14 protein-coding genes are annotated in these 15,475 nt (G+C 34.6%); 9 read left to right on the forward strand and 5 right to left on the reverse strand.

What is annotated here, in order from left to right; translation table 11 throughout:
* Positions 1–572: 572 nt before the first annotated feature.
* Together BN2144_RS10505 and BN2144_RS10510 are read left to right on the forward strand one after the other, a co-directional pair.
* On the forward strand, positions 573–1,409 hold the full coding sequence (locus BN2144_RS10505) for an EcsC family protein (protein ID WP_033828188.1): 837 nt from the start codon (positions 573–575) through the stop codon (positions 1,407–1,409).
* A gap of 509 nt (positions 1,410–1,918) precedes the next feature.
* The gene (locus tag BN2144_RS10510) at positions 1,919–2,755 is read left to right on the forward strand and encodes an EcsC family protein (RefSeq protein ID WP_033828188.1); all 837 of its coding nucleotides are present in this window, start codon (positions 1,919–1,921) and stop codon (positions 2,753–2,755) included.
* A 241-nt stretch (positions 2,756–2,996) separates the two neighbouring features.
* Here BN2144_RS10510 and BN2144_RS10515 read toward each other — a convergent pair whose 3' ends face one another.
* Positions 2,997–3,440 carry a universal stress protein gene (locus tag BN2144_RS10515; protein ID WP_033828189.1) on the reverse strand — a complete coding sequence of 148 codons (444 nt, stop codon included), beginning with the start codon at positions 3,438–3,440 and terminating at the stop codon, positions 2,997–2,999.
* A gap of 143 nt (positions 3,441–3,583) precedes the next feature.
* Positions 3,584–4,678: a M24 family metallopeptidase gene (locus BN2144_RS10520; protein WP_033828190.1), complete on the reverse strand. Its 1,095-nt coding sequence runs from the start codon at positions 4,676–4,678 to the stop codon at positions 3,584–3,586.
* Between the two features lie 138 nt (positions 4,679–4,816).
* Here BN2144_RS10520 and BN2144_RS10525 point away from each other — a divergent pair, with 138 nt between their 5' ends.
* The 3 genes from BN2144_RS10525 to BN2144_RS10535 all read left to right on the forward strand — a co-directional run bounded on the left by BN2144_RS10525 (position 4,817) and on the right by BN2144_RS10535 (position 7,475).
* Positions 4,817–5,500, forward strand: a complete 684-nt coding sequence (locus BN2144_RS10525; RefSeq protein WP_033828191.1) for a metal-dependent hydrolase — start codon at positions 4,817–4,819, stop codon at positions 5,498–5,500.
* A 231-nt stretch (positions 5,501–5,731) separates the two neighbouring features.
* Entirely contained in the window at positions 5,732–5,974 is a 243-nt protein-coding gene (locus tag BN2144_RS10530) for a hypothetical protein (RefSeq protein WP_050632283.1), read from the forward strand.
* A 184-nt stretch (positions 5,975–6,158) separates the two neighbouring features.
* Entirely contained in the window at positions 6,159–7,475 is a 1,317-nt protein-coding gene (locus BN2144_RS10535) for a DRTGG domain-containing protein (protein WP_033828193.1), read from the forward strand.
* Between the two features lie 42 nt (positions 7,476–7,517).
* Here the strand turns inward: BN2144_RS10535 and BN2144_RS10540 are convergent, their stop codons facing one another.
* Positions 7,518–7,826, reverse strand: a complete 309-nt coding sequence (locus BN2144_RS10540; RefSeq protein ID WP_326564322.1) for a YtpI family protein — start codon at positions 7,824–7,826, stop codon at positions 7,518–7,520.
* A 114-nt stretch (positions 7,827–7,940) separates the two neighbouring features.
* On the opposite strand from BN2144_RS10540, the gene BN2144_RS10545 reads away from it, so the two are divergent.
* On the forward strand, positions 7,941–8,879 hold the full coding sequence (locus BN2144_RS10545; RefSeq protein WP_033828195.1) for a DHH family phosphoesterase: 939 nt from the start codon (positions 7,941–7,943) through the stop codon (positions 8,877–8,879).
* Between the two features lie 48 nt (positions 8,880–8,927).
* On the opposite strand, the gene ytrI is transcribed toward BN2144_RS10545, so the two are convergent.
* Together ytrI and BN2144_RS10555 are read right to left on the reverse strand one after the other, a co-directional pair.
* A complete protein-coding gene (gene ytrI, locus BN2144_RS10550) occupies positions 8,928–9,431 on the reverse strand; it encodes a sporulation membrane protein YtrI (RefSeq protein WP_033828196.1) in 504 nt (167 codons plus the stop codon).
* Positions 9,428–9,760 carry a sporulation membrane protein YtrH gene (locus BN2144_RS10555; protein ID WP_033828197.1) on the reverse strand — a complete coding sequence of 111 codons (333 nt, stop codon included), beginning with the start codon at positions 9,758–9,760 and terminating at the stop codon, positions 9,428–9,430. The genes ytrI and BN2144_RS10555 overlap by 4 nt, the downstream gene beginning before the upstream one ends.
* A gap of 176 nt (positions 9,761–9,936) precedes the next feature.
* Here BN2144_RS10555 and dnaE point away from each other — a divergent pair, with 176 nt between their 5' ends.
* The 3 genes from dnaE (at position 9,937) to BN2144_RS10570 (ending at position 15,388) form a co-directional block, all read left to right on the forward strand.
* A complete protein-coding gene (gene dnaE / locus BN2144_RS10560; protein ID WP_326564323.1) occupies positions 9,937–13,275 on the forward strand; it encodes a DNA polymerase III subunit alpha in 3,339 nt (1,112 codons plus the stop codon).
* Between the two features lie 268 nt (positions 13,276–13,543).
* Positions 13,544–14,773: an NADP-dependent malic enzyme gene (locus BN2144_RS10565; protein ID WP_033828199.1), complete on the forward strand. Its 1,230-nt coding sequence runs from the start codon at positions 13,544–13,546 to the stop codon at positions 14,771–14,773.
* Positions 14,774–14,788: 15 nt separating this feature from the next.
* A complete protein-coding gene (locus tag BN2144_RS10570) occupies positions 14,789–15,388 on the forward strand; it encodes a FadR/GntR family transcriptional regulator (RefSeq protein WP_033828200.1) in 600 nt (199 codons plus the stop codon).
* Positions 15,389–15,475: the final 87 nt, after the last annotated feature.

The raw sequence follows: 15,475 nt of genomic DNA on the forward strand, positions 1-15,475 counted from the left end.
GCTACAGATTCAATCTTCACCTATGAGCCGTTTTTCATGTGATTCGATCAAATTTGGGTTCATAGAAGAGTTCTATGAGCCGTTTTTCATGTGATTCGATCAAATTTGGGTTCATAGAAGAGTTCTATGAGCCGTTTTTCATGTGATTCGATCAAATTTGGGTTCATAGAAGAGTTCTATGAGCCGTTTTTCATGTGATTTGGTCAAAATCGGGTTCATAGAAAGGATCTATGAGCCAGTTTTCATGTCGTTCGTTCGAATTTGGGTTCATAGAAGAGTTCTATGAGCTCAATTTTGCGAAATGCTCACAATTTTAGGTTCATAGTGAAGTTTTATAAACGCGTTTTCACCAAAAACAGCGGTATTTTCGTACGACCATACTACACTAGACGACCGTTTGTCCCAACTTGTTTAGTAATTTGTTCATCAATAACGGCTTTAGGTGACCAATTTGGTCGTCTATATCGGAACTAGATGATTGTGTTTAACCAATCTTATCGAAAGCTAAGTGGGCTTGATTTATTACGATATGATATAATAACGGAAGTAGTATCGTTTGGGGGTGTTTCAAGATGGGCTTATCAAATTATGAGCTTGAATTGTACCGGCAATTACAAGAATGGGAAGAAACTTTCTTTACGTCGAATACGAATGATTTTGTGAAAACGTATGATTATTGGATAGAAGATACCTTTTCTAAGTTACCATCTGAATTGCGAGAAAAAATATTTACTAATATCGATCAATGGTTGTTTTATGTACAGAATGGGATTCAGCAATCACAAAACTTAACAGAGAAAATTGATTTATTACTTTCAGAAGCTCGAGTGAAAAATAACCAAGTTTACTCAGTAAACGATTTGAAAAAACTACCTATCGAACAGCTTAATTATTTTGCTCAGCAACAAATTTCCAACCATCAGTTACTGTCTTTACTGCAAGGTGGTATTTCAAGTTCTGGAAATAATCTGTTACTTGGAGTGGATCTTCCTTTAATGCTTGTGATTAATTTACGTGCGGTACAGTTGATTGGCGCATCATATGGTTATGACATGAGACATCCATTTGAAATGATGGTGGCGTTAAAAGTCTTTTTCTGCGCAACTCTACCAAGAAGATTTCAGAAACAAGAGTGGATGGAGTTGTTGAATGAGGTAAGGGACGTAAATCATCCGTTTTTTTATGATGAAGAAGAGCCAATAACAAATACTACTTGGTTAACAAGACCGTTAATTCAAGCGATAAAGTTATGGGCAATTTTTATGATTAATCATAAAAAAGATAAGGGACCTTCTCTGATTGGTATTATATTTGGTGCTGGATTCAATCATTCTGTTACAAAAAAGATAACACTATTTGCGAAACATTTTTATCAATATCGTTTGCTTGAGGAAAAGGCAAATAGTTAACTTATATAAAAAAACTCAAGGACGCTAGATCCTTTTGGAAATAATAGTGACTATCGTTCGCAAAAAAAAAGATTTTTGGCTGTGATGCATGCTGCTAAAGCCTTCCTTGTGAACTTAAGCGCACAGGGAAAGTAGANTGGTCAAAATCGGGTTCATAGAAAGGATCTATGAGCCAGTTTTCATGTCGTTCGTTCGAATTTGGGTTCATAGAAGAGTTCTATGAGCTCAATTTTGCGAAATGCTCACAATTTTAGGTTCATAGTGAAGTTTTATAAACGCGTTTTCACCAAAAACAGCGGTATTTTCGTACGACCATACTACACTAGACGACCGTTTGTCCCAACTTGTTTAGTAATTTGTTCATCAATAACGGCTTTAGGTGACCAATTTGGTCGTCTATATCGGAACTAGATGATTGTGTTTAACCAATCTTATCGAAAGCTAAGTGGGCTTGATTTATTACGATATGATATAATAACGGAAGTAGTATCGTTTGGGGGTGTTTCAAGATGGGCTTATCAAATTATGAGCTTGAATTGTACCGGCAATTACAAGAATGGGAAGAAACTTTCTTTACGTCGAATACGAATGATTTTGTGAAAACGTATGATTATTGGATAGAAGATACCTTTTCTAAGTTACCATCTGAATTGCGAGAAAAAATATTTACTAATATCGATCAATGGTTGTTTTATGTACAGAATGGGATTCAGCAATCACAAAACTTAACAGAGAAAATTGATTTATTACTTTCAGAAGCTCGAGTGAAAAATAACCAAGTTTACTCAGTAAACGATTTGAAAAAACTACCTATCGAACAGCTTAATTATTTTGCTCAGCAACAAATTTCCAACCATCAGTTACTGTCTTTACTGCAAGGTGGTATTTCAAGTTCTGGAAATAATCTGTTACTTGGAGTGGATCTTCCTTTAATGCTTGTGATTAATTTACGTGCGGTACAGTTGATTGGCGCATCATATGGTTATGACATGAGACATCCATTTGAAATGATGGTGGCGTTAAAAGTCTTTTTCTGCGCAACTCTACCAAGAAGATTTCAGAAACAAGAGTGGATGGAGTTGTTGAATGAGGTAAGGGACGTAAATCATCCGTTTTTTTATGATGAAGAAGAGCCAATAACAAATACTACTTGGTTAACAAGACCGTTAATTCAAGCGATAAAGTTATGGGCAATTTTTATGATTAATCATAAAAAAGATAAGGGACCTTCTCTGATTGGTATTATATTTGGTGCTGGATTCAATCATTCTGTTACAAAAAAGATAACACTATTTGCGAAACATTTTTATCAATATCGTTTGCTTGAGGAAAAGGCAAATAGTTAACTTATATAAAAAAACTCAAGGACGCTAGATCCTTTTGGAAATAATAGTGACTATCGTTCGCAAAAAAAAAGATTTTTGGCTGTGATGCATGCTGCTAAAGCCTTCCTTGTGAACTTAAGCGCACAGGGAAAGTAGAAGTTGGAAAGTTTATACTTTCTATTAGCTAAAAAAGGTTCCAACCGACCGAATGTCAATGGAACCTTTAATCATATTAAAAAAAGTAGACAAAATCATTATTACGTTACGCCTTATTCGTTCTTATTACTAACACATCGCATTTTGCATGACGAACAATATATTCAGAAACGCTACCAATGAGGAATCGTTCAACAGCATTTAGTCCTGTAGCTCCACATAAAATAAGGTCTGCCTCATACTTTTGTGCAATATCTTTAGATATTTTTACTTTAGGAGATCCATATTCGATGATGATACTAACATTTTCAATACCAGCTTCTATAGCTTCATTTTTATACGTTTCAAGTAGTTCTTGTGCATAAGCATCAGCACGTTCAACAATCGATTGGTCGTATGCATTAATTGTTGCGAACGTACGTAAATCAATAACATGAACAAGTAGTAAAGCGCTGCCATTTTGTTTTGCAATTCTCACCGCTTCTTTAAATGCGAAATCAGCTTCTTTAGACCCATCAATTGCTACGATTATTTTCTTATAATTTGCCATAATACCGCCTCCTTATACTATTATTATACTACTAATCTGAAAAAGTGAAAGTTAAAAATTTTACAATTGTATAAAAATATAGTGATTTTAATGTAGACATACAAGAAAATAAAAACCGAGCACTTATTTGCTCGGTTCTAGCATTAAACAAATTGTAATGCTTTTGGATATTTCGTTAGTACTTCTACACCATTTTTCGTAACCGCAACACTATCTTCTATACGGACGCCAACTTTTCCAGGAATATAGATACCTGGTTCAATCGTATAAACCATTCCTTCTAAAAGAACGAGTTCGTTTGTTTCAGTTACTGAAGGATATTCATGAACACTAATACCTAAACCGTGACCTAAGCGGTGAGTAAAGTACTCTCCGTAACCGGCTTCAGCTATAACTCTTCTGGCTGTTAAATCAAGCTCACTACATGTAATGCCTGGCTTTGAAGCAAGCACAGCCGCTTCTTGAGCTTTACGAACTGTTTCATACACGAGAATATTCTCTTTATCGATATCACCAAATGCAATCGTTCTTGTAATATCAGAGCAGTACCCTTCATAAATGACACCAAGATCAAATAAAACGAAGTCCCCTTTTTTTATTTTCGTTAAATCTGGACTTCCGTGTGGAGAAGCAGCTTTCGGACCAGTAAGAACCGTTGTCGCAAAGGACATTTGCTCGATTCCTTTTTTCTTTAGTTCATATTCAATTGCTGCAACAACGGAGAGTTCAGTTACACCTTCTTTAATTTCATTCACACCAACCTCAATGGCAAAATCAGCAAGTTCACATGCTCTCCTGAGCTTTTGGAGTTCGTCAGCATCTTTAATCATTCGTAAACTGTTTAATTTTTCCTCTGCTTGGATAAACTTGGCGGAAGGGAACGCCTTTAGTAATGTCTCAAATCTTTCCACATTCATATGACTTTTTTCTATAGCAATTTTATGTACCGTATTTGTGCGATTGTTAATTTCCTTCTTTATTTTATCCCATGGGTCTTCTGTATCACTATAGCCGATAATCGTTTGCTCGAAACCAGCTTGTTTGGCAGTTTCCACTTCCATTTGTGGACACACAAGGAAAGGTTCTGCATTAGGAAATAGAACGATAGCAAGTAAACGTTCATGTGGATCGCTATAAAATTTACTAAAATAGAAAACATTTTCGGTAGACGTTAATATTGCCGTATCAATACTTTGTTCGTTGAGCCAATGTGCAAATTGATCAATTCTTGTATTCACTTGATTTCACCTCTTGCAATCTATAATAGTAAAGGTTAGCACTTATGACGAAAAAAGTAAATATACGCGAAAAGCAGGAAATAACGTTTTAATAAAGAAATACATAGTAGAGAATGAGAGTGAAAGGAGATAATAAAAATGAAAGTATCTTATCATGGACATGCAGTAGTAAAAATTTCAATCGATGGAAAGGAAATCCTAATCGATCCTTTTCTAACAGGGAATGGCTTAACAGATTTAAACGTTGAACAAGAAAGCCCCGATTATATTTTACTAACACATGGTCATAATGATCATGTAGGTGATACAGTTACACTTGCAAAAAAGAAGAATGCTCTTGTCATCGCAGCAGTGGAATTGGCAAATTACTTAACTACACAAGGTGTTCAAACTCACGGTATGAATATCGGAGGTTCTTATCAATTTCCGTTTGGTAAAGTAAAATTCACCCAAGCTTTCCACAGTACAGGTCTTGAAATTGGAGAACAGCATTCGATTTACACAGGCATGCCAGCTGGTCTTCTTATAACCATTCAAGGAAAAACGATTTATCACGCGGGAGACACAGCATTGTTTTCTGATATGAAATTAATTGGAGAAAGACATCCAATTGACCTGGCTTTCTTACCGATTGGTGATAATTTTACGATGGGACCAGAAGATGCTGCCTATGCGGCAAATTTACTGAAAGCTAAAAAAGTGGTGCCAATTCATTACAATACGTTCCCGGTTATTAAACAAGATCCAGAGCGCTTTATTGAATTGCTTGAGGGGGATCAGGTGGGGGTTGTGATGAGATCAGGTGATACGATTGAACTTTAAGAGGTAGTTTAAAAGATGCGGAAAAAAAGCTATTGTATTTCTTTATAGTGATAATAAATCTCTGCAATGGTGCAAGCTGTTGTGGAGATTTTTTATTAATAACGATTTCATAATTAATCATTTACAACGACATCTTTTCTAAAATCAATGTATAAAGGCGAGAACCGTTCATTTATTCCTTGTCCATGCATATATTAAATACAAACAGATTAATGGAAAGTAGGGAGGATCATGAGAAATCGTTGTATTTTATCATTGTTAATCTGCGGTGCACTGCTGTACTATGCGCTTCCAGAGCTTAAGCTTCATGGGAATGGGCTAGCTACGTATTTTGCTTGGTCTTGGCTTACATTACTTATGATGGCAATAGCTGGAAACCTAGCAGCAATTTTATATACACCGAAACGTAAGAAAGTAATAACCTCGCCAATGAAAGGGAATAAAGAAAATAAGAGAGGTTATATGAGGGGATAACCAATAATCTTTTTGATACAAAGTCACACTTTTTCACCAATAAAGTTGACCCGTCTAACAGTAAAAAGATTGTTGCTGATCGTGGGTCTTCGTAATTTTTAAGGATATTATTTAAAACAATTTGAAAAAACTGTTATAATACATTACGTAAACCCCATGAAAAATAATACAGTAGGTGGAAAAATTGACGACAAAACATGAACAAATTTTAAACTATATACAGGAATTACCTATCGGTGATAAAATTTCTGTCAGGCAGATCGCGAAAGAATTAAGTGTCAGTGAAGGGACTGCATATCGAGCAATTAAGGAAGCAGAAAACAAAGGATATGTAAGCACAATCGAACGTGTTGGAACAATTCGAATCGAGCAGAAGCGGAAGGAAAACATTGAGAAATTAACTTTTGCAGAAATTGTGAATATTGTCGATGGACAAGTACTTGGCGGAAGAAATGGACTTCATAAAACATTAAATAAATTTGTCATCGGTGCGATGGAAGTCGAAGCGATGATGCGCTATACAGAAGCTGGAAATTTATTAATTGTTGGTAACCGAATGAAGGCGCAAAAATCTGCTTTACAAAGAGGTGCAGCTGTTTTAATAACTGGTGGGTTTGACACAGCAGATGATGTGAAAAAATTAGCTGATGAACTGGAACTACCAATTATCTCCACCAGTTACGATACATTTACTGTTGCAACAATCATCAATCGAGCAATTTTTGACCAATTAATCAAAAAAGAAATATTGCTCGTTGAAGATATTTTAATACCAAAAGAAGAAACCTATTATTTAAAAGTTGGTGAGCCTGTTCAAAAATGGTTTGATTTAAATGAGAGACATAGCCATACTCGTTTTCCAGTTATTGACAACGATTTTAAAGTGGAAGGAATGGTTACTTCTAAAGATGTTATAAGTGAAGATCGCTTACGACCGATAGAGAAGGTTATGACGAAACAACCAATTACCGTCACTTTAAAAACAAGTGTGGCTGCTGCTTCACATATTATGATTTGGGAAGGAATTGAACTTTTGCCTGTTGTCGATGAACAAAATCGCTTATTAGGAATTATCAGTCGCCAAGATGTTCTAAAATCTCTTCAAACAATTCAAAGGCAACCACATGTTGGTGAAACCATTGAGAATCTAGTTTTTAATCATTTACATAAAATTGATGATACAGACAACGGAAAGCTACGTTATCAATTTGATGTAACACCACAAATGACAAATCAACATGGTACGATGTCATACGGAGTACTTACATCGACGATGATCGAAGCCGTTCATCGTTTGTTTCGAACATTAAAGAAAGGTGAAATTGTTGTTGAAAGTAAATCAATTTACTACTTAAAGCCCGCTCAAATTGATAATCATATCGAAATTGTGCCGGATATCCTTGAAATCGGTCGGAAGTTCGGAAAAGTCGATGTTGTTGTTTATGCAAAAGAATACATAGTAGCAAAAGCAATGATTATGGTTCAATTTATTGACCGATAATCGAAGCAACTTTTTCCTGATTACAAAACATTCTGACTAGAACTACCTAATGTTTTCATTTTCCTTATTCATATATGGTAAGTAAAACTTATACGCTTTAAATCCTGTCCAAATAGAAATAAGGCCAATGACAATAAAAATAATACTAATAATGAATGCAGTAGTAGAAAATGTGAGAAATAGCCGGTTTAATCCGAACAACGAAACAAATGAACCAAGGGCGATGGATGATTTAGCAGTAAGCCATCTTTTTTCCGTTTGATTGCTGGAACGAATATAACGAACTTTATAATATATATAAAACATCAAAGAAAAAAAGATCATAACTACGAATACTGGCAATGAAATCACTTCTTTCCTAATTATTGATATTATTTTAACTATTAATTAGGAAAATTTCCACTATAAAACATATAACTGTTCCAAGATTACGTAGAAAGTGACCTTTGAAAGGGAGTTAAGGACATGAAAGAACAAATTATAAATAAAATTAAAGAGTACGACACAATTATTATCCATCGACATGTTCGACCAGATCCTGATGCCTTTGGTTCACAAGGAGGTCTAGCAAAAATCATTCAAGAAACGTACCCGAAAAAGAACGTGTATGTTGTCGGTGAGGATGAGGAGACACTATCGTTTCTAAATACGATGGATCAAATTTCTGATGAAGTATATAACGGTGCACTTGTTATTGTTTGTGATACTGCTAACCAAGAGCGGATTTCTGACTCACGTTTTCATTCAGGGGATTTTTTAATAAAGATTGATCATCATCCTAATGAAGATCCTTATGGGGATATTACTTGGGTTGACACAAATGCAAGTTCTACAAGTGAAATGATTTACGAGTTATTTTCATTTGGTAAACAGGACGGTTTAAAGTTATCGACTGAAGGTGCACGGCTACTTTATGCTGGTATTGTTGGAGATACAGGGAGATTTCTATATCCGAGTGCAACAGAAAGAACATTTGCTTTTGCAAGCGAACTTATTCAATTTCCATTCTCTCGAACAGAATTATATGAAAAGATGTATGAGACGTCACCGAATTTAGCAAAACTACAAGGGTATATACTCCAAAACTTTCATTTTGAAGGAGCCGGAGTTGCAAAAGTAATGATTAATAAAAAATTGCTTAAAGAATATGGATTGCGACCTCAAGAAGCATCAGGTTTAGTTAGTATTTTAGGGAATATTCGTGGAGTTAAGGCATGGGCGTTTTTTGTTGAAGAAGACACAAAAATTCGCGTCCGCCTCCGTTCGAACGGGCCTATTGTCAATGAAGTGGCTAAAAAGTATCGCGGTGGTGGTCATCCACGTGCTGCAGGTGCAACCATTTACTCTTGGGATGAAGTTGAGTCTGTTATGGATGATTTAAAACAAGTAGTCAATGCACGATAATCGTGTGAACGCGTAAATAGAAAAGATGGGTTCACGAATGACCCATCTTTATTTTGCGAGAGACAATTCTACCTCAATGTGTAAGGTCGTGTAAATGACCATATTTGTTACGGTTAATTGATATGTTCGTCCATTCAATTTCACGGGTTTGTTTTCAATTGTCTTTTCTAATAATTCTCTACTGTTATAAACAATTGTTAAATCTTTTGCTAAGACATTGCTAATATCTTTTTTTATTTTTTCTTGTGTATCAAATACACTAAAGGCATCAATTTTATACTTTGAAGCATTCGTAATTTTTAACGAAATCGATTGAACGGTAAGTAATTCTTTATTTTTTTCATTTAATTTTTTAAAATCCTCTTGCCAAATATCTTTTTCTTTAACTAAATCAGCAATCCGTTCTTCTTGCTTATGAATGAGTTTTACTTGATCTTCTTGCATATGACCAAATATATACAAAAAGATTAACCAGCTAACGATTGCACCGAAAATGACCCCTGAAAAGAAGCGCTGAAAATTACGCGAATAAAAATAAGGTGGAATTCTCATGACAAATGCTCCTGTGTTAGCCAGTTAATAATTAAGGTACCTGTTTGTGCACCACCTAATGCAGAAAGTATTAAAAAAATTTGTTTGACAAGATCCCCCGTTTGACCATGCATTAATCCCCTTTCAAAACTATATACCGCATCAAATGTTCCACCAATGGCTGCTACGATTGCCCAAATGCGTAAACTATTAGACAACCGATATATTTCTGTTAAAGGTGGTTCGCCAATAAAAAAGGCAGATATTCCTCCAATTAATGATCCACCAAGAATAACACCGAGAGCAATAAAATAACTATGGATAAAAGTTGGTACAAATGCCTCTGTCATAAGAATCAACTCCTTGTGACTTTTGAAATAAAAGTCTAGGCTAGTCCTCATGACTAATTTATTGTTAAAATAGGATAAATATGATTGTTTTACTTATAAATTCGTTATTCGTTTATAAAAGGGAACGTATGTGCTATAATAAAAATAAGATTTGAACAGTAAGGAGTTCGATACTAGTGGTTCCTTTACATGTAAATAGTTCGTACTCACTATTAAGAAGTACAATTACACCTGAAAAATTAGTACTTGAAGCAAAGCAAAAAGGTTACCGTGCGATTGCTCTTACTGACTATCATGTTCTTTACGGAGTCATTCCTTTTTATAAAAGTTGTAAAACGAATGGAATAAAACCAATTATTGGATTATCGGCAAATGTTTTTATAGAAGAAAACGAAACAAGTGTAAGGGATCGTTTTCTCTTTTATGCAAAAAACGTGCATGGATATCAAAGCTTAATGAAAATTTCAAGTGCAATCTTGACTAAGTCAGAAAAAGGCATTCCGTTTAAATGGTTGAAGCACTATACAACTGGATTAATTGCTGTAGCTACTGGAATTGGCGGTGAAATCGAATCGTTTATTTTAGAGGGGGAAATGGACAAAGCAAAAGAAAGAATTATATTTTATCAGCAATTATTCGAAAAAGATTCATTTTATTTGTCAATCCAACCATATCATACCTGGGAAAGTGTTCAGTTAACGAAGGCAATTTTAGAAATAGGAGAAGAACTTCATGTGCCGATTGTCGCAACAAGTAAAGTGAGTTATTTAGAAAAAGATGATTATGAAACATGGAAATGTCTTCAAGCAATAAAGGAAAATAAAAAAATCACAGATGTAACTGAAGAACCGATAGATAGAGAGTTTTATTTTCGGTCAAAAGATGAAATGGAGATGTTGTTTGAACAATACCCGACTGCGATACAAAATACCGTACGGATTGCCGAACAGTGTCATGTTGAAATACCCTTTCACCAACAATTATTACCAAAATACCCGTTAACGGGGAAAACGAGTAATGAATATTTAAATGAATTATGTGAAATTGGCCTCAGAGAGCGAGTAAAATCACCATCTTCAATTTATAAAGATCGACTTCAATACGAGTTAAATATCATTAAAAAGATGAACTTTAGTGATTATTTTCTTATCGTTTGGGATTATGTACAATTTGCTAAAAAAAATGGAATTATTGTTGGTCCTGGTCGAGGATCTGCAGCTGGAAGTTTAGTTGCATATGTGCTCGGTATAACGGATGTTGACCCGATTAAGTTTGATTTACTATTTGAGCGGTTTTTAAATCCAGAACGGGTCACAATGCCTGATATTGATATTGATTTTCCAGATCACCATCGCGATGAAGTTATCAAGTATGTTTCTAAAAAGTATGGATTGACTCACGTTGCGCAAATCATTACATATGGGACGTTTGCAGCAAAAGCAGCACTAAGAGATGTTGCCCGAGTCTATGGTTTCAGTAATAGAGAACTAGAACAGTTATCTAAAAGTATCCCTAACAAGCTTGGAATTACGTTGAAAGATGCATACAAAGAATCAGAAACACTTCAACGTTTAGTACAGGAGGAAAAAATAAAAAAGGTCTATCAAATTGCTAGTAAGATTGAAGGGTTACCACGTCATACATCAACTCATGCAGCTGGTGTCATTATAAGTGATCGTCCACTTGTCGAAATGATTCCTCTACAAATGGGGTCTAATGAAGTTTTATTAACACAATATCCAATGGGAATATTAGAGGAAATTGGCTTATTGAAAATGGATTTTTTAGGCTTGAGAAACTTATCTTTAATTGAATCCATTTTGCGCACCATTCAAAAGAAGGAAAAGCAACAAATCGATTTAAAAAATATCCCCTATAATGACCCGCCTACATTTGAATTATTACAAAAGGGGAAAACAACCGGAATTTTCCAGCTAGAATCTGAAGGAATGCGAGATGTATTAACACACTTAAAGCCAACAGAATTTGAAGATATTGTGGCAGTTAATGCATTATATCGTCCGGGACCGATGGCAAATATCCCGGTTTATATTAAGCGGAAGCATGGTCAAGAAAAGAGTCAATACCCTCATCCAGATTTGGAAAAAGTTTTAAAGAAAACGTATGGTGTTATTGTTTATCAAGAACAAATTATGCAAATCGCTTCCATTTTTTCTGGCTTTACATTAGGTGAAGCAGATTTACTTAGAAGAGCCGTATCGAAAAAGAAAAGGGAAGTTTTGGATCAAGAAAGAAATCATTTTGTTAATGGAGCGATAAGAAGAGGCTATGAGGAGAAAATAGCGAATGACATATACGATTTAATCGTTCGATTTGCAGATTATGGTTTTAATCGAAGCCATGCTGTTGCATATAGTCAAATTAGTTACCAGCTTGCCTACTTAAAAGCTCATTACCCCTTATATTTTATGGCTAGTTTATTAACTTCATCCATTGGAAATGAAGAGAAGACTTCAGAATATGTAAAAGAATTGCGACATTTAGGATTTAAAGTTTTTGCACCATCCATAAATAAAAGTGGTTATCAATTTGAAGTGGAAGAAGGAGGGATACGTTTTAGTTTAGCAGCAGTTAAAGGCGTCGGTTTTCAAGCATTAAAAGAAATTTTACGAGCAAGAGGAAATGGTCGATTTACCGATTTATTCGATTTCTGTTTACGTGTCTCGTTAAAAATTGTAAATCGCAAAGTAATGGAGAATTTAATACATTCCGGTAGTTTTGATGAATTTGGTAAAGACCGCGCTATACTTCTCGCTACTTTAGACGTTGCAATTGAACATGCACAATTATTAAAACCTGAGGACAACCAAATAGATTTATTATTACTGGAAGGATTGGATGATCTTAAACCAAAATATGTTGACGTTGAGCCAATTCCAATGGAAAATAAGTTACTTTCTGAAAAACAAGTGTTAGGAATGTTTATTTCCAAACATCCGACAAGTATGTACCGCTTACTATTTCAATTAAATGGGGCGGTTTTATTAGATGATATTAAACTAGATAAAATAAATAAAGTTGGGGTCTACATTCAGGATGTACGGAAAATAAAAACAAAAAGAGGAGAAACGATGGCGTTTGTGCAAATTAGTGATGAATCGGACGATTTGCAAGCGGTCATATTTCCAAATATTTACCGTGAGAATACAGCAATTTTAAAAAAAGGAGAAATTATATTTTTAACTGGTAAAGCAGAACTTCGCAATGGACAAAAACAATTGATTATTAATAATATAGAAACTTTAACAACTTTACAAGAAAAAACGGATGTTAGGAGAGTATTTATTAAGTTAAATGAAGAAGGGGAAAAAGAAAGTTTTAATGAGTTAAAGAAGGTCATTAAAAAATATCGGGGTACGACTCCAGTAATCCTTTATTATGAAAAAAATCATAAAACAATTCAACTGGCAAGAAACTTCTGGGTTAACGTAGAAAGTGACGTTTTAGATGAAATGAAGCAATTGTTAGGTGAAGATCATGTTGTAATCAAGTAATGGTATGTAAATAATCAGATAGAATGGAGTAAAAAATAGCAGGCCGAATTCTCCCTTCCATGGAAATGAACAGATGAATTTAAAAATAACACAAATTTTTTTAAGTACTAGAAAAGATAACAATAATAGAGAAAATTTTGAAGATAGTGAACAAAAATTTCTATAGATGTCTTTACAATCTTAGCATTTGTGTTATTATAGGATATTATATGTGGTCAGACCACTGATTTCCAATTGATTATCATGAAAAATTTGAGGGGTGGAGAAGGTGAGCCTAAAGGAAGAAGCACTAAATTTACATCGAATGAGTAAAGGAAAGCTTGAAACGATTTCAAAAGTTCCATTACTATCGCCAAAAGATTTAAGTTTGGCATATTCACCAGGAGTAGCAGAACCTTGTAAAGAAATTCTCGAAAGACCTGAGACAGTATACGATTATACGATGAAAGGGAATACTGTTGCAGTTGTTAGTGATGGAACTGCTGTTTTAGGATTAGGAGATATTGGACCTGAAGCAGCATTACCTGTCATGGAAGGAAAAGCTGTATTATTTAAAAGTTTTGCTGGTGTAGATGCGTTCCCTATTTGTCTAGGGACTACAGATGTCGATAAAATTGTTGAAACTGTAAAGTTATTAGAACCAACATTTGGCGGTGTGAATTTAGAAGATATTTCAGCCCCTCATTGTTTTGAAATTGAAGATCGATTAAAAAATGAAACAAATATACCTGTCTTTCATGATGATCAACACGGAACTGCAATTGTCACATTAGCAGGTCTAATGAATGCATTAAAACTAACAGGAAGAAACATTACAGAAATAAAGGTCATATTGAATGGGGCTGGTGCAGCAGGAATCGCCATTATTAAGTTATTGTATTATTATGGTGTCCGCAATATCATCATGTGCGATACAAAAGGTGCAATTTACGAAGGCCGTCCAATCGGGATGAATCCAATGAAAGAAGAGGTAGCGAAAATTACAAACCGTAATCGCATGAAAGGCTCGTTACAAGACGTAATTAAGGATGCAGATGTTTTTATTGGGGTTTCTGCAAGTGGTGTATTAACAAAAGAAATGGTTCGCTCAATGAATCATGATCCAATTATTTTCGCAATGGCTAATCCTCTACCGGAAATCATGCCTGAAGATGCAAAGGAAGCAGGCGCTGTTGTCATCGGAACAGGAAGATCTGATTATCCAAATCAAGTCAACAATGTTCTTGCATTTCCGGGAATTTTCCGTGGTGCATTAGATGTGCGAGCAACACATATTAATGAGGAGATGAAACAAGCAGCTGTTGAAGCAATCGCTAGTCTTATTAGTAATGAGCAATTAACACCCGACTATGTCATCCCGAATCCATTTGATCCAAGAGTTGCGCCAACTGTTGCACGAGCAGTAGCAATGGCAGCAATGAAAACAGGTGTTGCACGGATTAAAGTCGACCCATCGTCAATACTTAAGAGAACACAAGTATTAGCATCAATAAAATAGTGATGGAGTGTAAACGTGATACAACAAGTGAATCAACCAAAAGTGTATGTAGAAACGCTCGAAAAAATAAAGGAAATCATCAACGAAAAAAAGTTAAATCCTGGAGATAAACTACCTTCCGAACGTGAATTAGCCGATATTCTTCAAGTAGGGAGATCGAGTGTCCGTGAAGCACTAAGGGCGATGGAGTTACTCGGACTTATTGAAACAAGACGAGGTGAAGGGACATTTGTCCTTGATTTTCAAAGTCATCATCTTGTAGAAATACTTAGTGGTTTTATTTTACAAAGAAACGAAGCAAAAAATGATGTAAAAGAAACAAAGAAAATATTAGAAACATCAATTATTATTTATTTAATAACGAATCACATAGATGTCGATATCACTACCTGGAAGAAAAAGGTTGATATCGACAAATATCTTTTTTTTGAACATATTATCCATTTAACGAATAACCAATTACTGTTAAAAATCTGGTATATATTATCCAATTTTGAATCCTCTTTACAAAAAAGTTGTAAAATGATTGATAAAAAGTGGTATATTGAATTAATAACTGCAATCAATAACGAGGATTTAGTATTAGCTTTAAAAATATATGACCAGTATTTTTAATGTACATATATCATATATATTTTATGTAGTATACTGATAAGTTTTTATTATAAAAACCAAATCTATATACTTATTGTACTTAAAAAA

The sequence above is a fragment of the Bacillus andreraoultii genome (assembly GCF_001244735.1).
Lineage (GTDB): Bacteria > Bacillota > Bacilli > Bacillales > Caldibacillaceae > Caldifermentibacillus > Caldifermentibacillus andreraoultii.